Below are 22,028 nucleotides of genomic sequence, written 5' to 3' on the forward strand. Positions count from 1 at the left end.
CGTCATGCTCCGATCTCGTCGTTGGCGACCGGACGCCCCAGCGGCGCCTCGCTCACCTCGTCCAACTCGTCCAACAGGTGACCCATCCGGTCCCGCTTGGTGCGCAGGTAGCGCAGGTTCTCCGGGTGCGCGCCGGCCGGCAGCCCCTCCCGGCCGGTGATCGTCAGCCCGTAGCCCTCCAACCCGGCCCGTTTGGCCGGGTTGTTGGTGAGCAGCCGCATCGAGCGCACGCCCAGGTCGTAGAGGATCTGCGCGCCGGTGCCGTAGTCCCGGGCGTCGGCCGGCAGGCCCAGGTCGAGGTTGGCGTCCACGGTGTCCCGGCCGAGGTCCTGCAACTGGTACGCCTGGAGCTTGTGCAGCAGCCCGATGCCGCGCCCCTCATGCCCGCGCACGTAGAGCACCACACCCCGGCCCTCGCGTGCGACGCGGGCCAGCGCGGCGTCCAGCTGCGGCCCGCAGTCGCAGCGCAGCGAGCCGAACACGTCCCCGGTGAGGCACTCGGAGTGCACCCGGACCAGCACGTCCTGGCCGTCACCGAGGTCACCCAGCACCATCGCGACGTGCTCGGCCGGGTCGTGCTCGGCGCGGTAGCCGAGCGCCCGGAACACCCCGTGGCGGGTCGGCATCCGGGCTTCGGCGACCAGCTCGACCTGCTTCTCGGTTCGCCGCCGGTACGCGATCAGGTCGGCGATGGTGATCAGCGTGAGGCCGTGCTCGGCGCAGAACTTCTCCAGGTCCGGCATCCGCATCATGGTGCCGTCGTCGTTGACCAGTTCGCAGAGCACGCCCGCGGGGCGCAGCCCGGCGAGCCGGGTCAGGTCCACCGCCGCCTCGGTGTGCCCGGGCCGGCGCAGCACCCCACCCTCGCGGGCCCGCAGCGGCACCACGTGCCCGGGCCGGGCCAGGTCCGTCGGGTCGGTGGCCGCGTCGGCGAGCAGCCGGATGGTGTGCGCGCGGTCGGCCGCCGAGATGCCGGTGCTGATCCCCTCCCGGGCGTCCACGGTCACCGTGTACGCGGTGCCGCGCCGGTCCTGGTTGGTGTGGTGCATCGGCGGCAGGTCGAGCCGGTCGGCCTCGCTCTCGGTGAGCGGCACGCAGATGTAGCCGGACGTGTAGCGGACCATGAACGCGAGCAGCTCCGGCGTGGCCAGCTCGGCCGCGAAGATCAGGTCGCCCTCGTTCTCCCGGTCGGCGTCGTCGACCACGACGACCGGCCGGCCGGCGGCGATCTCAGCGACCGCCTGCTCAATGCTCGCGAAGCTGCTCATGCGACGGCCTCCGTGTAGGTGGGCGGGAGTGCGGCGGACGGCCGGGCGGCGCGCGAGGTGCGCCACCAGGCGGCGAAGCCCCAGGCGCAGAATGCGCCGTAGACCAGGTACATGGCCGCCGACGGGTAGAACCCGCCGCGCAGCAGCAGTGGCACGCCGACCGCGTCCACCGCGATCCAGACCAGCCAGAACTCCACCCACCCGCGGGCCATGCCGTAGGTGGCCAGCAGGCTGCCGGTGAGGATCCAGGCGTCCGGCAGCGGGCCCCAGGAGCCCAGTGCGGCGAGCACCGGGTACGCCGCGGCGGTGCCGACCGCGGCGGCCAGCAGCATTGCCAGCCGCTCCCGCCCGGTGGCCCAGCGCGGCTGCACCGCGGCGTGCCCGGCGTCGGCGCGGCGGTTGCGCTGCCAGCGCCACCAGCCGTAGACGCTGACCGCGAAGAAGAACACCTGCCGGCCGGCCTGCCCGTAGAGGTCGTGCTCCTGCGGGGTGGCGAACACCCCGCCGAGGAAGACGGTGAACAGCAGCGCGTTGCCGATCATGCCGACCGGCCAGGCCCAGACCAGCCGACGCAGGCCGAGGAGCGCGGAGACCAGCCCGAACACATTGCCGACGATCTCCCGGAGCAGCACCGGCGAGCCGACCACCTGCACCTGGGCGTCCAGCAGCCAGCCGAGCGGGCCCATCAGGCCACCCCGCCCGGGGCGGTGGTCGACCCGGGCGCACCGGCGTCGCCGGCATCGACCAGCCGGGCGCCGAGGAGCCGCTCGACGTACTTGGCCAGCACGTCGACCTCCAGGTTGACCGGGTCGCCGACGCCCTTCGCGCCGAGCGTGGTCAGCTTGAGTGTGGTCGGGATCAGACCGACGGAGAACTGGTCCACGCCCACCTCGGCAACGGTCAGCGAGACGCCGTCGATGGTGATCGAGCCCTTCTCCACCACGTACCGGGCCAGGGCGGCGGGCAGCCGGAACCGGACCGTCTCCCACTGCTCGGCCGGCTCCCGGGAGATCAGCTCACCGACCCCGTCCACGTGCCCCTGCACCAGGTGCCCGCCGAGCCGGCTGCCCAGCGCGGCGGCCCGCTCCAGGTTGACCGGATCGCCGGGGCGCAGCGCGCCCAGCGCGGAGCGGCGCAGCGTCTCCCCCATCACGTCCGCGGTGAAGACACCGTCCGCCGCCTCCACCACGGTCAGGCAGACGCCGTTGACCGCGATGGAGTCGCCATGGCGGGCGTCGGAGGTGACCAGCGGGCCGCGTACGGCGACCAGCGCCGAATCGCCCGCGGTCGACGACACCCGGACGACCTCGCCCAACTCCTCGACAATGCCGGTGAACATGTCAGCCCTCCCTCTTACGGGGCAACGCGGTGATCCGGAGATCCGGACCGATCTGCGTAACGTCGACGAACTCCAGATCGATGGCCTCGGCGATGGTGCTCACGCCGGCGTCGACCAGGGCGGTCGGGCCGGCGCCGAGCAGCCGGGGCGCGACGTACCCGACGATCTTGTCGACCAGGCCGGCGGCCAGGAACGCTCCGGCCAGCCGGGGGCCGCCCTCCAGCAGCACCGCGCGGACCCCGCGCTGGTGCAGCGCCGCGAGCAGCACCGGCAGGTCGACCCGGCCGTCCGGGCCCGCGCCCACCTCGGCGGCGGTCGCGATCCAGGTCCGCGCGGCGCCGTCGCGGACCCGGGCGTCGGCCGGGGTACGCCCCGAGCTGTCCACCACCACCCGCAGCGGCTGCCGGATGGCCAGGCTGCCGTCGCGCAGGTTGCGGGCGGTCAGTCGGGGATCGTCGGCGAGCACGGTGCCCACCCCGGCGATGACCGCGTCGACCGTGCCGCGCAGCGCGTGCACGTCGATCCGGGCCGCCTCCGAGGTGATCCACATGCTGGTTCCGTCCGCCGCCGCGGACCGGCCGTCCACCGTCGCGGCGTACTTCCAGATCACGTACGGCCATCCCCGGCGCATCGAGGTCAACCAGGCGACGTTGCCGGCCTCGGCCTCGTCGCCGCGTATTCCCAGGTCCACCTGGACCCCGGCGGAGCGCAGCGTGGCGGCGCCGCCGGTGGCCACCGGGTTCGGGTCGGGTACGGCGATCACCACACGGCCCACTCCGGCCTGGACCAGCGCGGTGCTGCAGGGGCCGGTGCGACCGGTGTGGTCACAGGGTTCCAGGGTGACCACGGCGGTGCCGCCGCGGGCGCGCTCCCCGGCCTGGGCCAGCGCGACGATCTCGGCGTGCGGCCCACCGGCGTAGGCGTGGAAGCCCTCACCGACGACCGTGCCGTCCGCGTCGAGCAGCACGCAGCCGACCACTGGGTTGGGGCTGGTGGTTCCCAGCCCGCGCGCCGCCAGCTCGATCGCGCGTCGCATCGCCTCATCGACGGAGACGCTGGCCATCGCCCTGTCCCTGCCCTCTCACTCGCCGGTCCGCGCGCTGGCGGTCAGGGAGGCGGCATGGGGCCGCAGGGCATGCGGCGGCGGAGTCCGGGTACGGCGCGGCCGCCCCGGGGGGTCGGCACGGCACGCTGAAGCCAGCGGCCGGCTCGGACCCGTCCGTCCCGCGCGCTGTCTCCCATCCGGACTTTCTGGGCGCGGACGAACCGCCCCCAACCGTCGGCCCCGGATTTTCACCAGGTCCACCGGACGGCAGAGCCGTCCGGGTCGCGGGCTGACCACGGTCGGACCGTGGATCACCGCCGGTTCGGAATTTCACCGAGTCCCGCCAGCGCGTGGTGGGTACTCCGGCAGTCTTACACGCAAACGGGGGTGCGCCGCCACCGAGGCGAGCTACTTCACAGCCGGATCACGCTCACGTGACGCCGCGCCGCCGGTCCACCGCCACGTACGACCCCGGCTGGCTCTTGGCCACCGTCTTCATCTCGGAGGCCACCGCGATGGCCTCGAGCGGGTCGGTGAACCGCTTACCGGCGTCGGAGAGGGAGACGCCGATGGAGAGGGTGACCAGGGCGGCCCGGCGGATGGTGCCCCGCCGGTCCTTCAGCTCGACGAAGCCGCGCTCCCGGTCGGTCGGGTCGTAGAGCGTGTCGGCCGCCTTCTCGAAGTCGACCACCGCCCGGGAGGTCAGCGAGCGGACCTGGTCCGGGGCGCAGACGATGACGAAGTCGTCGCCGCCGACGTGGCCGAGGAAGGCCGGTGGCAGACCCACCGCCACCACCGCCCGGTGCAGGCTGCGGGCCAGCGCGGAGATGAAGTCGTCGCCGCGGACGAAGCCGTACCGGTCGTTGACGCTCTTGAAGCGGTCGATGTCGATGTAGCCGACCGCGTAGTCGACACCGTGCCGGACCCGGTCGCTGATCTCCCGGCGGATCCGGCTGTTGCCGGGCAGCCCGGTCAGCGGGGAGACCTCCCGGAACTCCTTGTTGCGGCGCAGGGTCGACGAGACCCGGGCCACCAGCTCGGCGGTGTCGAACGGCTTGACCAGGTAGTCGTCGGCGCCGGCGCTGAGCCCGTGCACCTTGTCGACGGTCATCCCCTTGGCCGTCAGCATGATCACCGGCAGGGCGGAGGTCATCGGGTCGGCGCGCAGCCGCCGGGTCAGCTCCAGCCCGTCGATCCGGGGCATCATCAGGTCGACGACGGCCAGGTCGGGCCGCTGCCGCTCGATGACCTCGAGGGCCTCCTGGCCGTCGCTGGCGTGGATCACCTCGAAGCCGTGCAGCCGCAGGTTGAACTCGACGAAGCGGGCGATGTCCTCGTCGTCGTCCACGACGAGGATGATGTCCTTGCGGTCGCCCTCGGGGTCCACCTCAGGCCCCGGGAGCCGCGCGTTCCGCCAGCGCCCGCAGGTGGCGCACCGCCTCCGCCGGGTCGGCGGCACCGTAGACGGCGGTACCTGCCACGAACGCGTCGGCGCCCGCGGCGGCGGCCTGCTCGATGGTGTCGGCGGCGATCCCACCGTCCACCTCGATACGCAGCTCCAGGTGCCCCGCGTCGACGTGCCGACGGACGGCGCGGACCTTGTCCAGCAGCTGCGGGATGAACCGCTGCCCGCCGAAACCGGCCTTGATCGTCATGATCAGCAGGGTGTCGAAGCTGGGCAGCAGGTCCAGGTACGGCTCGATCGGGGTGTCCCGGTCGATGGCCAGCCCGGCCTTCGCGCCGGCGGAGCGCAGGTCCTTGGCGAGCGCCACGGGGTCGTCGCACGCCTCGGCGTGGAACGTCACGTTGTACGCGCCGGCGTCGGCGTAGCCGGGAGCCCACCGGCGCGGGTCCTCGATCATCAGGTGCACGTCGAACGGCATCGCGGTGACGGCGCGCAGGCTCTGCACCACGGGCAGTCCGATGGTCAGGTTCGGCACGAAATGGTTGTCCATCACGTCCACGTGCAACCAGTCCGCGGCGTCCTCGACGGCACGGACCTCTTCGGCGAGGCGGGCGAAATCGGCGGCCAGGATGCTCGGCGCGACGATTGGCGGCGGTACGGTCACGGGGCCAGTGTACGAACGCGGCCACCCGCCGCCCGCATCGCGGCACCATCGGGGACGCGCTGTGATCCAGCGGTGACCAGTGGTGCAGAATTGGCCGGTCCGGACCGGCGGATCCGGACGAACAGACATCCGCGGCTGGCCGATCGACGGAAACGCGACGACACTCCAACGGGGACGGTGCCGTAGGCTGCACGCCCGCCGGGGTCTCGCCGCGGGGTCGCGGTGACCGGCCGCCAGCTGCCGGGAGGGCGGACGATGCGACGGTGGCTCGGAGCGCTGGCGCTGGCCGGCGCCACGACGATGCTGCTGGCCGGCTGTGGGCCGGCGCGAGGCGCCGACGGTGACCTCACCGACGACTGGCCGGCGCTGCGGCCCCCGAAACCGTTCACCCCAGCCACCGACACCTGCCTGCCCCGGATCACCTCGATCGTGCAGGCCAGCACGTACGAGACGGTGGACTGCGCACGCACCCACCTGGCCGAGGCGATTCACGTCGGCACCTTCACCGGCCCCGCCGCACTCGCCGATACCCGGCCACAGCCAGGGTCGCCGGCACTGCGAACCGCCCGCGCCGAGTGCGACCAGCGGGCCCGGGAGGTGCTCGGCGGCGACTGGCACACGGCACGGCTCACCCTGTCCCTCTCGCTGCCCACGGCACCGGCCTGGGTCGGTGGCGCGCGCTGGTTCCGCTGCGACCTCAGCGAGACCGACAGCATCGACAACACCCGGCCGGTGAACCGCACCGGCAGCCTGCGCGGCGCGTTGATCGGTGACACGCCGCTGACCCATCGCTGCTTCGACCCCAAGCTGATCGGCGACAACCTCAACTACATGGCGCCGGTGCTCTGCACAGAGCCGCACCGCGCCGAGTTCGTCGGCGTCTACCTGGAACGGGACATGAGCTGGGCCGACTTCACCCGCTCCGCCGAGCAGGCGCACCGACGGTGCATGGCGTTGATCGCCGCGTACGCCGCGGTGCCGAACAACAGCGACCTGCCGTACCGGGCCGGGTCCATCTACTACCCACCGTCGCAGCGCGAGTGGGAGGAGGGTGACCGCGGGGTGCGCTGTTTCCTGTGGAGCGACGACCGCAAACTCACCCGCTCGATGCGCAATGCGGGCCCACAGGGACTACCCGCCATCTGAGCACCGGTGCCGTATGCTGCTGCGCCGTGGCGCTACCGACCGGCTGGGGGCCGGCCGGAGACCACCAGCGGCGGGAGGTCGGGGATGCGACGGTGGTTGACGGCGGTCGCCGTGGGCGCGACGGTGGCCCTGGCGCTGGCCGGGTGTGGCGCACCCGCCGGAGTCGACCGGAACCTCATCGACGACTGGCCGGCACCCGTCGCGGCGCAGCAGTTCGTTCCCGCAGCCGAGGTCTGCCACCACGCCGCCCAGCAGGTCGGATACCTGACCGGCTACAACCCGGTGGCGTGCACCGAGTCGCACCGGGTGGAGACCATGCACGTCGGCACCCTCAGTGGCCCGGGCACGGACCGCGGGACGCCCCCGCCGCCCGGCTCGGTCGGCATGCGGACCGCGCAGGCCGGCTGCGACAAGGAGGTCAGCAAGGCGGTGGGCGCCGACTGGCGCTCCGGGCGCCTCGGCCTGACCGTCGTGCTGCCCTCGGCGCTGGCCTGGGCCGGTGGTGCCCGCTGGTACCGCTGTGACGTCACCGAGATCGCCAGCATCGACGACACCTCCGTCGGCCTGCGCACCGGCAGCCTGCGGGGGGCGCTGACCGGCGCGGCGCCGCTGGCGTACCGCTGCTTCAACCCCAAGCTGGTCAAGGACGACATCGACGAGATGGTGCCGGTCTCCTGCACCAGCCGGCACCACGCCGAGTTCGTCGGGATCTGGCAGGCCCCGGACATCAGCTACGCCGAGTTCAACCGCACCACCAAGCGGACCCACCGGGCCTGCCAGACGGTGACCGCCAAGTACGCCAAGGTGCCGGACAACTCCCAGCTCGACTTCCGCACCGGGACGATCTACTACCAGCCGTACGAGCAGGAGTGGAAGAACGGCAACCGTGGCGTGCAGTGCTTCCTGTGGATCAGCGACCGGAACCTGACCCGCTCGATGAAGGGCGCCGGCACCAAGGGCCTCCCGGTCACCTGACCGACCGCACCGTACTGAAAGGAAGGGCCCGTTATTAACGCGAGGCGTTAATAACGGGCCCTTCCTTTCAGTGGAGCGCGGGGCGACTCAGCCTCGGCGCAGGACGGCGAGGAACATCGCGTCGGTGCCGTGCCGGTGCGGCCAGAGCTGAACGGTGGGACCGTCGCCCAGGCCCGGCATACCGGCCGGCAGCAGCGGCCGGGCGTCCACGAAGTCCACCGGCACCCCGCTGCGGCGAGCCGCCTCGGTCACCGTCACGTGGGTCTCCACCGTGTGCGGCGAGCAGGTGACGTAGGCGACCAGCCCGCCCGGACGGACCGCACGCAACGCCGCACCGAGCAGCTCCCGTTGCAGCCGGGTCAGCGGCGGCAGGTCGGAGGGCTGACGACGCCAGCGCGACTCCGGCCGGCGGCGCAGCGACCCCAGCCCGGTGCACGGGGCGTCCACCAGCACCCGGTCGAAGTGCCCCTCCGGCAGCTTCGGGTCCGCGCCGACCTCACGACCATCCATGGCCAGCACGGTCACCGGCAGACCCCGGGTCGCCTGGGAAACCAGCCGGGCCCGGTGCTCGGCCACCTCCACCGCGGTCACCCGGACGCCGCGCTGCGCGGCCAGCGCGCCGAGCAGCCCGGCCTTGCCGCCCGGACCGGCGCACAGGTCCAGCCAGCGCCCGTCCGGGCCGTCCAGCGGCGCATCGGCGAGCGCGCTGGCCACCAGCTGGGAGCCCTCGTCCTGGACGTGGGCCCGGCCGTCGACCACCGCCGGCACGTCGCCGGGCGCGCCACCGGGCAGATAGACGGCGTACGGCGAGAACGCGCCGGGCGCCCCGCCCACCTGGTCGGCCAGCTCCACCGGGTCGATCAGGCCGGGCCGGGCACACAGGTGCACCGGCGGGCGCTCATTGTCCTCGATCAACAGTCGGGCCGTCTCGCCCAGATCGCCGTCGAGCGCCTCGGAGAAGGCCCGCACGATCCACTGCGGATGGCTGTAGGCCAGCGCCAGGTGCCCGACCGGGTCGGTCTCCATCGGCGGGGCGAGCTTCGCCACCCAGCCGTCCACATCGAGGGTGGACACCTCGCGCAGCACCGCGTTGGCGAACCCGGTGGCGCCCGGCGCGACCGCGCGGACCAGGTCCACGGTCGACGAGACCGCGGCGTGCGGAGGCACCCGGGTGTGCAGCAGCTGGTACGCCCCGAGCCGCAGCGCGTCGCGCACCGGCGGGTCGATCCGGGCCACGTCCCGGCCGGCCGCGTCGGTCAGGATCGCGTCCAGGGTGCCCAGGTGACGCAGGGTGCCGTAGGTCAGCTCGGTGGCGAAGGCCGCGTCCCGGCCGTACAGCCCCTCCTCGCGCAGGATGGTGGGCAGCACCAGGTTGGCGAACGCGTCGTCGCGGTGCACCGCGGCGACCGCCTCGTACGCCGCGCGCCGCGGGCGGTCCACCGGTGGCCGGACCGGCCGGCGGTCCCCGCCACGACCGGCAGACGGGCCACCACGCGTCGGGCGCGTCCCCTCCGGCGCCGTCACGCGAACTCCTCGCCGGTGCTGACCCGGACGCCGCGCGCCCAGTCGGTCGCCGGCATGGCCCGCTTGCCGGCGGCCCGGACCTCGCCCAGTCGCACCGGCACGGTGGCCGTACCGACCAGCACCCGGGCCTTCTCCACCAGCAACTCCCCCGGTTTCAGGTCGGGGCCGTCGGCTGCCGCCACCACCGGGCCGAGCTTCACCCGCTCGCCCCGGAAGGTCGTCCAGGCGCCCGGGGCCGGGGTGCAGGCCCGGATCCGCCGGTCCACGGCGAAGGCGGGGTCGGTCCAGCGCACGCGGGCGTCCTCCACGGTGAGTTTCGGTGCCAGCGACACCCCGTCGGTCCGCTGCGGCTCGGCCCGGGCGGTGCCGTCGGCGATCGCGTCGAGCACCGCCACCAGCAGCCCGGCGCCGGACTCGGCGAGGCGCTCCAGCAGGTCACCGGAGGTGTCGCCGGGGCGGATCTCGTCGGTCAGGGTGCCGAAGACCGGCCCGGTGTCCAGGCCCTGCTCCAGCTGGAAGACGCTGGCCCCGGTCATTTCGTCACCGTGCAGCACCGCGTGCTGCACGGGCGCGGCGCCGCGCCAGGCGGGCAGCAGCGAGAAGTGCAGGTTGATCCAGCCGTACCGGGGGATCTCCAGCGCGACCGGCGGGACGAGCGCGCCGTAGGCGACCACCGGCACGCAGTCCGGTGCCAGCTCGCGCAGCCGGTCGAGGAACTCCGGGTCACGGGGGCGGGCCGGGGTGAGCACCTCGATGCCGTGCTCGTCGGCCCACTCGCCGACCGGGGAACGGGACAGGCCACGCCCGCGCCCGGCGGGCGCATCAGGCCGGGTGACCACCGCGACCAGGTCGTGCCGGGAGGCGGCGACGGCGGCCAGGGCGGGGACGGCGACGGCCGGCGTACCGGCGAAGATCACACGCATCCGGGTCACCGACCCAGGCCGAAGGGGCTGCCCGCGGCGTGCGGGTTGACCTTGACCACCGGTGGGGCGGACGGGTCGTACCACTCGGCCTGGCGGATCGCCTTCATCGCCTCCTTGCGACCGGCGGCGTCGAGCCGGTCCAGGAAGAGCACGCCGTCGAGGTGGTCGGTCTCGTGCTGCACGCAGCGGGCCATCAGCCCGGTGCCGACGATCTGGAGCGGGTCGCCGTAGCCGTTGAAGCCCTTGGCGATCACGTTCTGCCGGCGCTTGGTGTCGAAGTAGAGCCCGGGGATGGACAGGCAGCCCTCCGGGCCGTCCTGCTCCTCCTCGTCGGGGAAGTCGAGCACCGGGTTGACCAGGTGCCCCAGCACGTCGTCGACGTCGAAGGCGAACACCCGCAGGCCCACACCGAGCTGCGGCGCGGCCAGGCCGGCGCCGTTCTGCTCACGCATCGTGTCGGTCAGATCGGCGATGAGCCTACGCAGTTCGACGTCGAAGTCGACCACCGGATCGGCCGGCGTGCGCAGCACCGGATCCCCAAAAAGACGGATGGGCTGGACGGTCACGCGGGACGGCTCCTTCATGGGTGGGACGAGCGGTGCGTACCAGTCTACGGAGTGCCCGGGTGGGCGCCGGCCGGCGTACCTCGATCGACCACCGCGGGTGTGCCCAGCGTCACCGGCAGGCTCTGGTACCCGCGCAGGGTCAGCCGGGTCCGGTGCCGGGGCGTCCCGGCCAGGGCCAGCTCGGGCAGCCGGCGCAGCAGCATCGGGAATGCCAGCTGCGCCTCCAGCCGGGCCAGCCCGGCGCCGAGACAGTAGTGCGGGCCGGCGCCGAAGGAGAGCGGGTGCGCCTGGTCGCGCGTCGGGTCGAAGCGCTGCGGGTCGGGGAAGCGGCGCGGGTCACGGTTGGCCGCGCCGAGCAGCAGCAGGGCCGTGCTGCCGGTCGGCAGGTCCAGCCCGCCGCAGCGCACCGGCGCGGTAGTGGTCCGGGTGGTCAGCTGCACCGGCGAGTCGTAGCGCAGCAGCTCCTCGACGTACGCCGGGGCGAGCCCGGGGTCGGCGCGCAGCGCGGCGGCGGCCCCGGGGTGCCCCAGCAGCACCACCAGGCCGTTGCCGAGCAGGTTGGTGGTGGTCTCGAAGCCGGCGACCAGCAGCACCACCAGGTTGGCCAGCAGCTCGTCGCCGGTGAGCCGGTCGCCGTCGGTGTCGTGCACCTGGACCAGCGCGGTGGTCAGGTCGTCGGCCGGGGTCCGGCGGCGGGCGGCGACCAGCTCGGTGAAGTACGCGCGCAGCTCGGCGGCGCCGGCGTCGGCGACGGCCAGCTCCTCGACGGTGATCTCCGGCTCCAGCACCCCGGTCAGGTCGCCGGCCCAGCGGCGGAACAACGGCCGGTCGGTGGCCGGTACGCCGAGCAGCGCACAGATCACCCCCACCGGCAGCGGGTACGCGAAGTCGGCCAGCACGTCGACGGGCGCACCGTCCGCGGCACGCTCCAGCATCTCGTCGAGCAGGGCCTCCGCCTGGGCACGCACCACGTCGCGCATCCCGGCGATCCGGCGCGGGCTGAACGCGCCAGCGGCGAGCCGACGCATCCGGCTGTGGTCGGGTGGGTTGGTCCGCAGCATGGACCGGGCGATCGACGAGATCGCCGGGCTCTCACGCCAGTTGGGCCAGACCTGGTCCCGCAGCGCGTCGTCCAGCACCCCGAGCCGTGGGTCACGCAGCAGCTCGTCGGCCTCCGGGTAGCCGGTCACCACGTACAGGCCGGGCAGGGCCTGCACCACCGGCCCGTGCGCCCGCAGCCGCTCGTACGTCGGGTACGGGTCGACCCGCCCCTGCGGCGACATGAGCAGTGTGAGCGCCTCGGCAGCCTCCATGGCCGGCCTCCCCGTCGATGCGTCGGAGGCTCCATCATGCCCACGCCGCCGACGCCTGGCATCCTCCGGAGCGGGAAGTGGGGTCAGGCGCTGGCGCCCGGGTCCCCCGCGAGGACCGCGTCGCCGCCGAGCAGCGCGGGCTCCGGCAGCGGCAGCTGGATCTTGTGGGCGGCCTCCCAGTCGTAGACCAGGCCGGGGCGCACCTGCGCGACGAAGTAGTCGATCGCGCTCATTCCGCCCACCACCGGCTCGTCGACCTCCGCCACGAGCTGGGCGGGGACCAGCGAGAAGCCGTTCTGCAGGGCGGCGCTGAGCCGGCGGTGACCGTCGACGACGAAGAAGTACTCACCGGTGAACCCGATCTTCAGCGGCTCCAGCGCCGCGTCGCCGGCCTCGGCCACGTCGCCGACGAACTCGGAGTCCCACAGCCCGCGCAGGGTGGCGATGTCCTCGGTCGGGTAGACCCGGGCCGGGTCCAGCAGCAACAGCGGCGGTTCGTCGCGCAGCACCTCGCCGCCGAGCGTCCCCTCGTACGCGGCGATGATGTGCTCGACCACCTCGTCGGCGGAGGCGCGGGTGGTGTCGCAGATCAGGTCGTAGTTGCGCAGTCGGGCCTTGTCCACCCCGTACCGGATGATGAACCGGTTGCGCTCGCTCTCGCTGCGCTCGCGCAGCTTGGCCTTGGCCTCCTCCAGCGTGGCGTAGCTCTCCGCCGGCCCGGACGGCCGGGCCAGCACGCGGCGGGCCGCCTCAGCCGGCTCGGTGATCATGTGCACCTTGAGCGCGTCGGTGAAGAAGTGCCACGCCAGCCGGGAGTCCATGACGAGGTGCTCGCCGGAGGCGGCGATGTCCCGTTGGAGCTGGTCGACGTAGCCGTCGACGGCCTGGTCGAGCTCGGCGTGCAGGTTGAGCTGCAGCGCGGTCATCTGTCGCTGCTGCGCCATCTCCCGGTAGAGGTCACCCACGCTGACCCGGCGCATGCCGAGCCGCTTGGCGATCTCCACCGACACGGTGCTCTTGCCGCTGCCGAGGTCGCCGTTGAAGACGATCGATTGTCGAACGGTCACGACTGGTCCACCCCTGATCACCGGCTCTTTGACATCATCGACATCGCGTCCGACCGACGCGTTCCCGCCATCGTCGCTGCCATCCTGCGACGGCTCCCAGCTCGGCGCGTCTGACGCCGCACCGCGACCTTGATCCGTCGTGCGCCCGGGCATGACGGGCGATGCTACCACCCCGCCGCCAGCGCTTTGCCGGACGCGGTGTGCGAGGACCAGCACTCCGGTGCAGGTCGGCGGGCCGCCAGCGCCCGCCATCCGGCTCAGAACAGGCTCAGCGGATCGACCTGGAGGCGGACGGGGTCGGCGGCCTTGCGGGCCGCGCGTGCCCCCGCGGCCGAGTGCAGCGCCTCGGCCATCGCGGCGGCCCGGGCCCGGGGCACCCGCACCAGCATCCGCTCGCGGCCCTCCTCGGCCGGCACCGGCCCGAGCACCTCGGCGTCGTCGGGCAGCCGGGCCGCGGCGAGCAGGTCGGCCACCGCCTCGGCCGAGCCGGTGACGCTGGCCATCCGTACCGCCGGTGGGAAGCCCAGCTCGCGGCGCTCGGCCAGTTCCCGGCCGGCGAACCAGCCGGCGTCCCAGCGCAGCAGCGCCTGCACCGGGGCGAGCGCGCCGTCGGCGACCACCACCACCCGGCCGGTCGGGGCCGGGCGGGCCAGCGCTGCGGCGGCCAGCCACCGGCGCAGCGCCTCCTCGCCGGCGCGCAGGTCGGCCCGGGTCAGCAGGGCCCACGAGTCGAGCAGCAGCACCGCGCCGTAGCCGCCCTCGGCGACCGGCTCGGCGCCGGGCGTGGCGACCACCAGGGCCGCGCCGCCGGGCACGTCGCTCAGCACCTCCTCCCGGCCGGAGGTGCGCACTGGCACGCCGGGGAACGCCCGGCCCAGCTCCTCGGCGGTACGCCGGGCGCCGGTCACCGCGGCCCGTAGCCGCCGGCCACCGCACTCGGGGCAGGCGTACGCGGCGGCTACCCGGGCGCACCAGCGGCAGGCCGGGGTGCCACCGGCCGAGGGCAGCGCGAGCGGCCCGGCGCAGTGCGCGCAGCGGGCCGGGGTGCGGCAGTCCGCGCAGGCGATCGAGGGCAGGTAGCCGCGCCGGGGCACCTGCACCAGCACCGGCAGGTCCGCCCGGAGGGTGTCGCGGGCGGCCGTCCAGGCCAGGCTGGGTAGCCGGGCGGTGGCCGCACCGGGGTCGCGGGCCAGCTGCGGGTCGTCGCCGGTCGGCGCGATGGCCGGGATACGGGCCCGCACGGTCGCCCGGTCGGCGATCACCTCCCGGGCCCAGCCGGTCTCCACCAGCAGCTGCGCCTCGGCGGTGCGGGCGTACCCGCCGACCAGGGCGCCGGCCTCGGCGAGCTGGGCGCGGGTGAGCAGCACGTCCCGGGCGTGCGGGTACGGGGCCCGGGGCTCGGCGTGCAGGTCGTCGCCGTCGTCCCAGACGGCGACCAGGCCGAGCCGGTCCACCGGGGCGAACATCGCCGCCCGGGTGCCGATCACCACCGGCACCTCCCCCCGCCGGGCGGCGAGGAACGCGCGGTAGCGCCGGGCCGGACCGAGCGCGGCGGAGAGGGTGACGTGCCGTCCCGGACCGAGCACGCCGGTGAGCGCGGCGTCCAGCCGATCGAGGTCGCGGGCGTCGGCCACCACGACGACCGCGCCGCGGCCTCCGGCGACGGTGGCGGCGACCGCGTCGGCGTAGCGGGCGGCCCAGTCCTCGCCGGGCAGCGCCGACCAGACGGCCCGGGGCGCCCGGCCGTCTGTGAGCGCGCGCAGGAGGGCCGGACCGGTCGGGTAGTCCCGCCACCCGCGCGGATCGACCACCCACCCCGGTCCGCCGGGAGGTCCCGCGCCCAACTCGGCCGTCGCGGTCGCCACGGACCCGGGTTCGGTGGACGCGGGCCGCAGGCTCGTCGGGTGGACGGGCGCGGAGCCGCCGGTCGCGGACTCGGCGGTCGCGGACTCGGCGGTCGCGGACTCGGCGGTCGCGGACTCGGCGGTCGCGGACTCGGCGGTCGCGGACTCGGCGGTCGCGGACGCCGGCCGCACGGTCGCGGGGACGGCCATCCCGGACTCGTCGGTCCCCGGCCCCATCGTCGCCGTCGGCTCGGCGCTCGCAGGGTCGGAGGAGCCGCTCGCGGCCGCGTCAGCGGCACCGTCGGCGGCGGCCGGTGGTGCGGGCGAGCCGCCGCGGGCCTCCTTCTCGACCCGCGCGTGCCGGGGTGGCACGGCGAGCCGGAGCACGTCGGCGAGGCTGCCCGCGTACCGGTCGGCGACCGCGCGGGCCAACCGGGCGACCTCGGGTGCCAGCACCGGCTCCGGTGAGACCACCTTCTCCAGGTAGGCGAGCCGGCCGGTGTGCCCGGAGTCGTCGGCGCGGGCCAGCAGCCAGCCGTCGACGAGCTGCCCCGCGAAGCGCACCTTCACCCGGGTGCCGGGCACCGCGACGGCGTCCAGCTCGGCGGGCACCAGGTAGTCGAACGGCCGGTCCAGGTGCGGCAGCGGGACGTCCACGCAGACGCGCGCGACCGGCGACCCTTCCGCGGGTCGCCGGTCGCTGCGCCTGGTGGCGGTCAGGCTCCCGCGGCCGACTTGAGGTCGGCGGCCCGGTCGGTGCTCTCCCAGCTCAGGTCCGGCAGCTCGCGGCCGAAGTGGCCGTACGCGGCGGTCTGCTGGTAGATCGGGCGGAGCAGGTTGAGATCCCGGATGATCGCGGCCGGGCGCAGGTCGAACACCTCGGTGACGGCCTTCTCGATCGAGGCGACCGGCACGGTCTCGGTGCCGAACGTCTCGATGAACAGGCTCACCGGGTGCGCCTTGCCGATGGCGTACGCGACCTGGGCCTCGCAGCGCTCGGCCAGACCGGCGGCGACCACGTTCTTGGCCACCCAGCGCATCGCGTACGCGGCCGAGCGGTCCACCTTGGACGGGTCCTTGCCGGAGAACGCGCCGCCGCCGTGCCGGGCGTACCCGCCGTAGGTGTCGACGATGATCTTGCGACCGGTCAGCCCGGCGTCGCCCATCGGGCCACCGATCTCGAACCGGCCGGTCGGGTTGACCAGCAGCCGGTAGCCGTCGGTGTCCAGACCGAGGCTCTCCAGCTCCGGAGCGATGACGTGGTCGCGCACGTCCGGCGTGAGCAGCGACTCCAGCGAGATGTCCGCGGCGTGCTGGCTGGACACGACCACGGTGTTGAGCCGGACCGGGCGCAGCCCCTCGTACTCGATGGTCACCTGGGTCTTGCCGTCCGGGCGCAGGTACGGGATGGTGCCGTCCTTGCGTACCGCGGCGAGCCGGCGGGCCAGTCGGTGTGCCAACGCGATCGGCAGCGGCATCAGCTCGGGCGTCTCCGAGCAGGCGAAGCCGAACATCATGCCCTGGTCCCCGGCGCCCTGCGCGTCCAGCGCGCTCTCCGAGGCCCCGGTGCGCAGCTCGAAGGCATTGTCCACGCCCTGCGCGATGTCCTCGGACTGCGCGCCGATGGAGACGCTGACACCGCAGGAGGCGCCGTCGAAGCCCTTCTTCGACGAGTCGTAGCCGATGTCGAGGATGGTCCGGCGGACGATCGTCGGGATGTCGGCGTACGCCTTGGTGGTCACCTCACCGGCGATGTGCACCTGGCCGGTGGTGATCATGGTTTCCACCGCCACCCGGCTGCGCGGATCCTCGGCGAGCAGGGCGTCGAGGATGCCATCGCTGATCTGGTCGGCGATCTTGTCCGGGTGGCCTTCCGTGACCGATTCGGACGTGAAGAGGCGGCGTGTCACGGCACTCCTAAGCGTGTGAAGTCATTCCGCGGCAGTCTAGTCACCGCTGCGGCGGGTGTCGGGATCGGTCGCGCCCTGTTCCACCCGTCAGGAGCGGCCGGGCAACCGCGCCACGACGAGATCCCAGACGGAGTCGGCCACATCCTCCTTGGCCTGCTCCGGCAGCCGGCTGACCGAGCCGTCCGCGCCGAGGACCGTCACCGTGTTGGTGTCGGCGCCAAAGACCTTGTCCACGCCGACCTCGTTGACCACGATCAGGTCGGCCCGCTTCCGGGCGAGTTTCGCCCGGCCGTTGGCCTCCGCGTCGCCGGTCTCGGCGGCGAACACCACCAGCACCTGCTCCGGTCGTTTGCGCTGGCCGAGCTCTGCCGCGATGTCCGGGTTCGTGACGAGCTCGATGGTGGGCGCGACACCGTCGTCCGACTTCTTGATTTTGCCAGGCGCGTACGTCGCCGGCCGGAAATCGGCCGGAGCGGCCGCCATCACGACCGCGTCGGCCTCGACGGCGGCCTTCAGCGTCGCCTCCCGCAGCTCGCCGGTGGTGCCCACCCGGACCAGGTCGACCCCGGCCGGGTCGGCGAGGGAGACGTTGGCCGCGATCAGGGTGACCCGGGCGCCCCGGGCGACGGCCGCCCGGGCGAACGCGTAGCCCTGCTTGCCCGAGGAACGGTTGCCGAGAAATCGGACCGGGTCCAGCGGCTCGCGGGTGCCACCCGCGGTGACCACCATCCGGCGGCCGGCCAGGTCGGCGGGGGCGGCCCCGCCCCGGGCCAGGACCCGACGGGCGACCGTGAAGATCTCCGCCGGGTCGGGCAGCCGGCCCTTGCCGGTGTCGACGCCGGTGAGCCGGCCCACGGCCGGCTCGATGACCCGCACACCACGGGCGCGCAGTGTGGCGACGTTGGCCACGGTGGCCGGGTGCTCCCACATCTCGGTGTGCATGGCCGGAGCCAGCACCACCGGGCAGCGCGCGGTCAACAGCGTGTTGGTCAGCAGGTCGTCGGCGAGCCCGTGGGCGGCCTTGGCGAGCAGGTCGGCGGTGGTCGGCGCGACCACCACCAGGTCGGCATGCTGGCCGAGCCGCACGTGTGGCACCTCGTGCACGTCGGACCAGACGTCGTCGGCGATCGGCTGGCCGGAGAGCGCTGCCCAGGTCGGCGCTCCGACGAAGCGGAGCGCCGACGCGGTCGGCACGACGCGAACCCGGTGACCCGATTCGGTGAAGAGCCGCAGCAGCTCGCAGGCCTTGTAGGCGGCGATGCCACCGCCGACCCCGAGGACGATCCCGGCGGACATCGACGCGGGACGGCTTACGGCTGGTCGGTCGGCTCAGCGGTGAGCAGGCCCCCGTTGATCTCGCGCATGGCGATGGAGAGGGGCTTCTCCTGAGGGGTGGTCTCGACGAGCGGGCCGACGTACTCCAGCAGGCCCTCGCCGAGCTGGCTGTAGTAAGCGTTGACCTGGCGCGCGCGCTTGGCGGCGAAGATGACCAGCGCGTACTTCGACGTCGTCTTCTCGAGGAGCTCGTCGATCGGCGGGTTGGTGATGCCTTCGGGGTTGGCGATGGATCCCACGAATTAACCTCTGCGTCTTTCGAGCCGCGCGGACGCGGTGCTGAGTCTCAACGGCGGCCGGCTGTCAGCCGCGCACGCGCGACCAGGCCGGATCCGGATAAGAAGAACCGAGTAAGCCTACCAGCTCGGCGACCACGCGATCGGTGAGGTCGTGGGTCAGGGCGTGCTCGAAGGTCGCCGCCACCGCGGCGTCGGGCCGGTGACCGGGCGGGCTCAGCAGCACCAGCCGGGCGTCGGGCAGTCGTGCCCGGACCAGCTGGGCGCCGGTCACGTCGAGCGGGAGGAGCACCGGCTGCCCCGCGTCGAGCCGGGCGCGCAGCGGCGGGTACGGGGTGCCCCGGCGGTGCGGGCCGATCCGGGACCACTCCAGCAGCTCACCGACGGCCACCCGGCGATCGAACTCGGCCGGAGCGAGGAAGACCCGGTCCTCCCCGTCGATCTCCCGCTCCCGGCGCGGCCGGGTGGTCGCCGGCACCGGGATCCACACGGACGGAGAACGCGCCCGGACAAGCTCGACGACACTCTCCCTGCCGGAACCCGAAGGTCCAGCCAGGACAGTGAGCCGAGCCGCCGGGCGCGCCTCGTCATCCGTGCTCACTGCTTGTTTCTACACGCTGCCAGGTTCAGTTGGCGGCGAACTCTCCAAGCAGTGCCTTGCGCTGCTGCTCACCGAGGCCGCGCAGGCGACGGCTGTCGGCGATCTTGAGCTTCTCCATGATCTGGGTAGCCCGGATCTTGCCGATGCCCGGCATGGCCTGCAGGACGGCCGAAACCTTGAGCTTACCCACGACGTCGTCGCTCTCGGCCCGCTCGAGGACGGCACCAAGGGTGGTCTTGCCCTGCTTGAGCTGCTCCTTCAGCTCGGCACGGGCCTTGCGGATCTCCGCGGCCTTCTCGAGCGCGGCAGCGCGCTGTTCGGGGGTCAGTGACGGGAGCGGCACCAGTTCTCCTCAGGTCCCTATCGCGGCGGGCGGGGCGCACCGCCGCATCTGTGAAACGTGGTGTCGCTGTGAACCAAGGGGTCCGTGGTTCCCAGCGCGGGGAAAACTAGCGGTCAACGGAGCTTTCGGCAACGTGGACGCGCGATGATCATCGCAAAGTGACCGAGCCGTCAGTCAGTCACCGGGCAGCCAGAACGCCCCGGCACTCGGCCAGCACCCGGTCCGCGGCAGCCCGCAGGGCGGCGGCGTCGGGGCCGGCGGAGAGCACCTCCCGGGAGTACGACGGGAGCACCGCGGCGAGGCTGGAGCCGAAGACGATCCGCAGATCGGCGGCGCCGGCACCCTGCGCGCCGAGCCCCGGCGCGAGCAGCGGACCACCCACCCCGGAGAGGTCGTGACCGGTCTCGCCGATGGTCGCGCCGACCACCAGCCCGAAGCTGCCGAGAGGGTCCGCACCCCTGTTGAGCTGGGAAATCTCGTCGATCACGGTCTGCGCCACGGTGCGGCCGTCGGCCGCGCGGGCCCGCTGCACGACGGCTCCCTCCGGGTTCGAGGTGAGGGCCAGCACGAACACCCCACCGCCGTGCTCGGCGGCCAGCTCGAACATCGGCGCCAGGGAACCTACCCCCAGGTAGGGACTCGCGGTGACCGCGTCGACATACAGCGGACTGGATGGATCAAGGTACGCGGAGGCGTACGCGCTGACCGTCGAGCCGATGTCTCCGCGCTTGACGTCGAGCAGAACGAGCGAACCGGCATCGCGTAACTGTCGGATAGTTGACTCAAGAATCGCCACACCGCGGGACCCGAAACGCTCGAAAAAGGCCGACTGAGGCTTGACCACCGCAACCCGGTCACCGAGGGCGTCCACCACGATCCGGGTGAACCGGTCGAGCCCCTGAACGTCGTCGGTGAGGCCCCAGCGGGCCAGCAGACCGGGATGCGGGTCGATGCCCACACAGAGCGGTCCCCGCTCGCTCATCGCCCGGTGCAGCCGGGTGCCGAAGCTTTCCATCCGGTACTCCCCTCTCCTCGTCCGGGCGGCAGCCCGCCACGGGTAGCTCTGAACCGGCGCCGGGGCCGGCTCAGCCGGCCGCCACCGCCGCCGCCACTCCGGACGCGATCCGGGCCAGGTCGGCGTCGCCGGTGACGTACGGCGGCATCGTGTAGATCAGGTCGCGGAACGGTCGCAGCCACACCCCGCGGTCGACCGCCGCCGCGGTGGCCGCGCCGAGGTCGACCTCGTGATCGAGTTGGACCACCCCGATCGCGCCGAGGACCCGCACGTCGGCCACGCCCGGCGTGCCGCGCAGCGGCTCCAGTCCGGCGCGCAGGCCGGCACCGATCCTGGACACCTGCGCCGCCCAGTCCCCGGCCCGCAGCAGCCCGACGGAGGCGTTGGCCACCGCGCAGGCCAACGGGTTGCCCATGAAGGTGGGCCCGTGCGCCAGCACGCCGGTGGCCGAGATCGCCTGGGCCACCCGCGGGGTGCAGAGCGTCGCCGCCAGGGTCAGGTAGCCGCCGGTGAGGGCCTTGCCCAGGCACATCACGTCCGGGGTCACCCCGGCGTGCTCGGCGGCGAACATCGTGCCGGTACGACCGAAGCCGGTGGCGATCTCGTCGAAGATCAGCAGGATCCCGTGCGCGCGGGTCACCTCGCGCAGCACCCGCAGGTACCCCGGATGGTGAAAACGCATCCCGCCGGCGCCCTGCACCACCGGCTCGACGATCACCGCCGCCAGTTCGTCGGCGTGCCGCTCGACCGCGTCCACCAGCGCCGCCACGTACGCCTCGTCGGGCGGATCGGCGAAACCACCCGGCGGGACCGGGGCGAAGACCTGCCGGGGCAGCACGTCACCCCAGAGGTGGTGCATCCCGCCCTCCGGGTCGCAGACGCTCATCGGGTGGAACGTGTCGCCGTGGTAACCGCCCCGCCAGGTGGCCAGCCGGCGCCTCTGCGGCCGGCCGACGGCCCGCTGGTACTGCAGGCACATCTTCACCGCCACCTCGACGCTGATCGAACCGGAGTCGGCCAGGAAGACGTGCTCCAGGCCGTCCGGGGTCAGCTCGACCAGGGTCCGGGCGAGCTGGACCGCGGGCTCGTGGGTGAGCCCGCCGAACATCACGTGGCTCATCCGGCCGAGCTGGTCGGTCACCGCCGCGTCCAACGTCGGATGCCGGTACCCGTGGATCGCCGCCCACCAGGACGACATCCCGTCCACCAGTTCCCGGCCGTCGGCGAGCCGCAGCCGTACCCCCTCGGCGCTCTGCACCACGTACGGCGCGTTCGCCGGCGGCAGCGCGGCGTACGGATGCCAGACGTGCGCCCGGTCAACGCTCAGAATTTCCTCAGGCGTCACGCGCCCGCTCCCCTCTCCCCATCCCTCGCCCGCCCTCTCCCACCCTCGCCCCGTCGCCCGCCCGCCCTCTCACCGCCGATCTAGGGCAGCTTGTCGCTACTGGACCTCCGATCACGACGATCTGCCCTAGATCGACGCGGGGCGGGGGTCGTCGGGGGCGGGGG

At 73.6% G+C, this 22,028-nt stretch carries 21 protein-coding genes, 1 pseudogene and 1 riboswitch; of the genes and pseudogenes, 2 read left to right on the plus strand and 20 right to left on the minus strand.

Translation table 11 applies throughout. From position 1 onward, the window contains the following. Positions 1–2: 2 nt before the first annotated feature. The 6 genes from KBX63_RS30500 to rpe form a co-directional block, all read right to left on the minus strand. Entirely contained in the window at positions 3–1,268 is a 1,266-nt protein-coding gene (locus tag KBX63_RS30500; protein WP_210917235.1) for a bifunctional 3,4-dihydroxy-2-butanone-4-phosphate synthase/GTP cyclohydrolase II, read from the minus strand. After that, positions 1,265–1,954: a nicotinamide riboside transporter PnuC gene (pnuC, locus tag KBX63_RS30505; RefSeq protein WP_210917237.1), complete on the minus strand. Its 690-nt coding sequence runs from the start codon at positions 1,952–1,954 to the stop codon at positions 1,265–1,267. Before pnuC ends, KBX63_RS30500 begins: the two co-directional genes overlap by 4 nt. Continuing rightward, entirely contained in the window at positions 1,954–2,607 is a 654-nt protein-coding gene (locus tag KBX63_RS30510; RefSeq protein WP_210917239.1) for a riboflavin synthase, read from the minus strand. Before KBX63_RS30510 ends, pnuC begins: the two co-directional genes overlap by 1 nt. A gap of 1 nt (position 2,608) precedes the next feature. Beyond that, positions 2,609–3,670 carry a bifunctional diaminohydroxyphosphoribosylaminopyrimidine deaminase/5-amino-6-(5-phosphoribosylamino)uracil reductase RibD gene (ribD, locus tag KBX63_RS30515; protein WP_210917240.1) on the minus strand — a complete coding sequence of 354 codons (1,062 nt, stop codon included), beginning with the start codon at positions 3,668–3,670 and terminating at the stop codon, positions 2,609–2,611. A gap of 163 nt (positions 3,671–3,833) precedes the next feature. Then, positions 3,834–4,004, minus strand: a riboswitch (FMN riboswitch). A gap of 78 nt (positions 4,005–4,082) precedes the next feature. After that, on the minus strand, positions 4,083–5,111 hold the full coding sequence (locus tag KBX63_RS30520; RefSeq protein ID WP_210917241.1) for a response regulator: 1,029 nt from the start codon (positions 5,109–5,111) through the stop codon (positions 4,083–4,085). After that, positions 5,041–5,721 carry a ribulose-phosphate 3-epimerase gene (gene rpe, locus KBX63_RS30525; RefSeq protein WP_210917242.1) on the minus strand — a complete coding sequence of 227 codons (681 nt, stop codon included), beginning with the start codon at positions 5,719–5,721 and terminating at the stop codon, positions 5,041–5,043. Before rpe ends, KBX63_RS30520 begins: the two co-directional genes overlap by 71 nt. A gap of 255 nt (positions 5,722–5,976) precedes the next feature. On the opposite strand from rpe, the gene KBX63_RS30530 reads away from it, so the two are divergent. Continuing rightward, positions 5,977–6,867, plus strand: a complete 891-nt coding sequence (locus tag KBX63_RS30530; protein ID WP_210917243.1) for a septum formation family protein — start codon at positions 5,977–5,979, stop codon at positions 6,865–6,867. 84 nt (positions 6,868–6,951) lie between these two features. Further along, positions 6,952–7,842, plus strand: coding sequence for a septum formation family protein (locus tag KBX63_RS30535; protein WP_210917245.1), 891 nt, complete (start codon positions 6,952–6,954; stop codon positions 7,840–7,842). Between the two features lie 87 nt (positions 7,843–7,929). Here the strand turns inward: KBX63_RS30535 and KBX63_RS30540 are convergent, their stop codons facing one another. From KBX63_RS30540 to KBX63_RS30600, 14 genes and pseudogenes are all read right to left on the minus strand, one after another. Next, complete coding sequence (locus KBX63_RS30540) at positions 7,930–9,408, minus strand: transcription antitermination factor NusB (protein ID WP_247663677.1); 1,479 nt, start codon at positions 9,406–9,408, stop codon at positions 7,930–7,932. Then, positions 9,363–10,289 carry a methionyl-tRNA formyltransferase gene (fmt, locus tag KBX63_RS30545; protein WP_210917271.1) on the minus strand — a complete coding sequence of 309 codons (927 nt, stop codon included), beginning with the start codon at positions 10,287–10,289 and terminating at the stop codon, positions 9,363–9,365. Before fmt ends, KBX63_RS30540 begins: the two co-directional genes overlap by 46 nt. A gap of 5 nt (positions 10,290–10,294) precedes the next feature. Next, a complete protein-coding gene (def, locus tag KBX63_RS30550; protein ID WP_210917247.1) occupies positions 10,295–10,855 on the minus strand; it encodes a peptide deformylase in 561 nt (186 codons plus the stop codon). A 44-nt stretch (positions 10,856–10,899) separates the two neighbouring features. Then, entirely contained in the window at positions 10,900–12,168 is a 1,269-nt protein-coding gene (locus KBX63_RS30555) for a cytochrome P450 (RefSeq protein ID WP_210917248.1), read from the minus strand. An 83-nt stretch (positions 12,169–12,251) separates the two neighbouring features. After that, positions 12,252–13,235, minus strand: a complete 984-nt coding sequence (locus KBX63_RS30560) for an AAA family ATPase (protein WP_210917249.1) — start codon at positions 13,233–13,235, stop codon at positions 12,252–12,254. Between the two features lie 257 nt (positions 13,236–13,492). Then, positions 13,493–15,532 (minus strand): primosome assembly protein PriA, encoded by a 2,040-nt coding sequence (locus KBX63_RS30565; RefSeq protein ID WP_374102284.1) that lies wholly within the window; start codon positions 15,530–15,532, stop codon positions 13,493–13,495. Further along, a pseudogene (locus tag KBX63_RS36915) lies at positions 15,506–15,736 on the minus strand (primosomal protein N'); the annotation flags it as partial. The pseudogene KBX63_RS36915 and the gene KBX63_RS30565, both read right to left, overlap by 27 nt. 59 nt (positions 15,737–15,795) lie before the next feature. Continuing rightward, positions 15,796–16,989, minus strand: a complete 1,194-nt coding sequence (metK, locus tag KBX63_RS30570; protein WP_210917252.1) for a methionine adenosyltransferase — start codon at positions 16,987–16,989, stop codon at positions 15,796–15,798. A gap of 87 nt (positions 16,990–17,076) precedes the next feature. After that, positions 17,077–18,285: a bifunctional phosphopantothenoylcysteine decarboxylase/phosphopantothenate--cysteine ligase CoaBC gene (coaBC, locus tag KBX63_RS30575; RefSeq protein ID WP_210917254.1), complete on the minus strand. Its 1,209-nt coding sequence runs from the start codon at positions 18,283–18,285 to the stop codon at positions 17,077–17,079. Between the two features lie 14 nt (positions 18,286–18,299). Continuing rightward, the gene (gene rpoZ, locus KBX63_RS30580) at positions 18,300–18,563 is read right to left on the minus strand and encodes a DNA-directed RNA polymerase subunit omega (RefSeq protein ID WP_074318577.1); all 264 of its coding nucleotides are present in this window, start codon (positions 18,561–18,563) and stop codon (positions 18,300–18,302) included. A gap of 64 nt (positions 18,564–18,627) precedes the next feature. Then, positions 18,628–19,161: a guanylate kinase gene (locus KBX63_RS30585; RefSeq protein WP_210917256.1), complete on the minus strand. Its 534-nt coding sequence runs from the start codon at positions 19,159–19,161 to the stop codon at positions 18,628–18,630. A 25-nt stretch (positions 19,162–19,186) separates the two neighbouring features. Next, positions 19,187–19,504 carry an integration host factor, actinobacterial type gene (mihF, locus tag KBX63_RS30590; RefSeq protein WP_007458370.1) on the minus strand — a complete coding sequence of 106 codons (318 nt, stop codon included), beginning with the start codon at positions 19,502–19,504 and terminating at the stop codon, positions 19,187–19,189. 178 nt (positions 19,505–19,682) lie between these two features. Continuing rightward, positions 19,683–20,519 carry an orotidine-5'-phosphate decarboxylase gene (gene pyrF / locus KBX63_RS30595; RefSeq protein WP_210917259.1) on the minus strand — a complete coding sequence of 279 codons (837 nt, stop codon included), beginning with the start codon at positions 20,517–20,519 and terminating at the stop codon, positions 19,683–19,685. A gap of 70 nt (positions 20,520–20,589) precedes the next feature. After that, positions 20,590–21,864 carry an adenosylmethionine--8-amino-7-oxononanoate transaminase gene (locus KBX63_RS30600; RefSeq protein WP_210917262.1) on the minus strand — a complete coding sequence of 425 codons (1,275 nt, stop codon included), beginning with the start codon at positions 21,862–21,864 and terminating at the stop codon, positions 20,590–20,592. Positions 21,865–22,028: the final 164 nt, after the last annotated feature.

Origin of the sequence: Micromonospora sp. U21 (genome assembly GCF_018070045.1) — a bacterium.
Classification (GTDB): Bacteria; Actinomycetota; Actinomycetes; order Mycobacteriales; family Micromonosporaceae; genus Micromonospora.

Bases quoted from the DNA above. Each gene is read 5' to 3' on its own strand.
- pyrF (WP_210917259.1), bottom strand. From the start codon at position 20,519: ATGGAAAGCTTCGGCACCCGGCTGCACCGGGCGATGAGCGAGCGGGGA.
- KBX63_RS30535 (WP_210917245.1), top strand. From the start codon at position 6,952: ATGCGACGGTGGTTGACGGCGGTCGCCGTGGGCGCGACGGTGGCCCTG.
- coaBC (WP_210917254.1), bottom strand. From the start codon at position 18,285: ATGTCCGCCGGGATCGTCCTCGGGGTCGGCGGTGGCATCGCCGCCTAC.
- KBX63_RS30500 (WP_210917235.1), bottom strand. From the start codon at position 1,268: ATGAGCAGCTTCGCGAGCATTGAGCAGGCGGTCGCTGAGATCGCCGCC.
- KBX63_RS30555 (WP_210917248.1), bottom strand. From the start codon at position 12,168: ATGGAGGCTGCCGAGGCGCTCACACTGCTCATGTCGCCGCAGGGGCGG.
- ribD (WP_210917240.1), bottom strand. From the start codon at position 3,670: ATGGCCAGCGTCTCCGTCGATGAGGCGATGCGACGCGCGATCGAGCTG.
- pnuC (WP_210917237.1), bottom strand. From the start codon at position 1,954: ATGGGCCCGCTCGGCTGGCTGCTGGACGCCCAGGTGCAGGTGGTCGGC.
- KBX63_RS30530 (WP_210917243.1), top strand. From the start codon at position 5,977: ATGCGACGGTGGCTCGGAGCGCTGGCGCTGGCCGGCGCCACGACGATG.
- fmt (WP_210917271.1), bottom strand. From the start codon at position 10,289: ATGCGTGTGATCTTCGCCGGTACGCCGGCCGTCGCCGTCCCCGCCCTG.
- KBX63_RS30510 (WP_210917239.1), bottom strand. From the start codon at position 2,607: ATGTTCACCGGCATTGTCGAGGAGTTGGGCGAGGTCGTCCGGGTGTCG.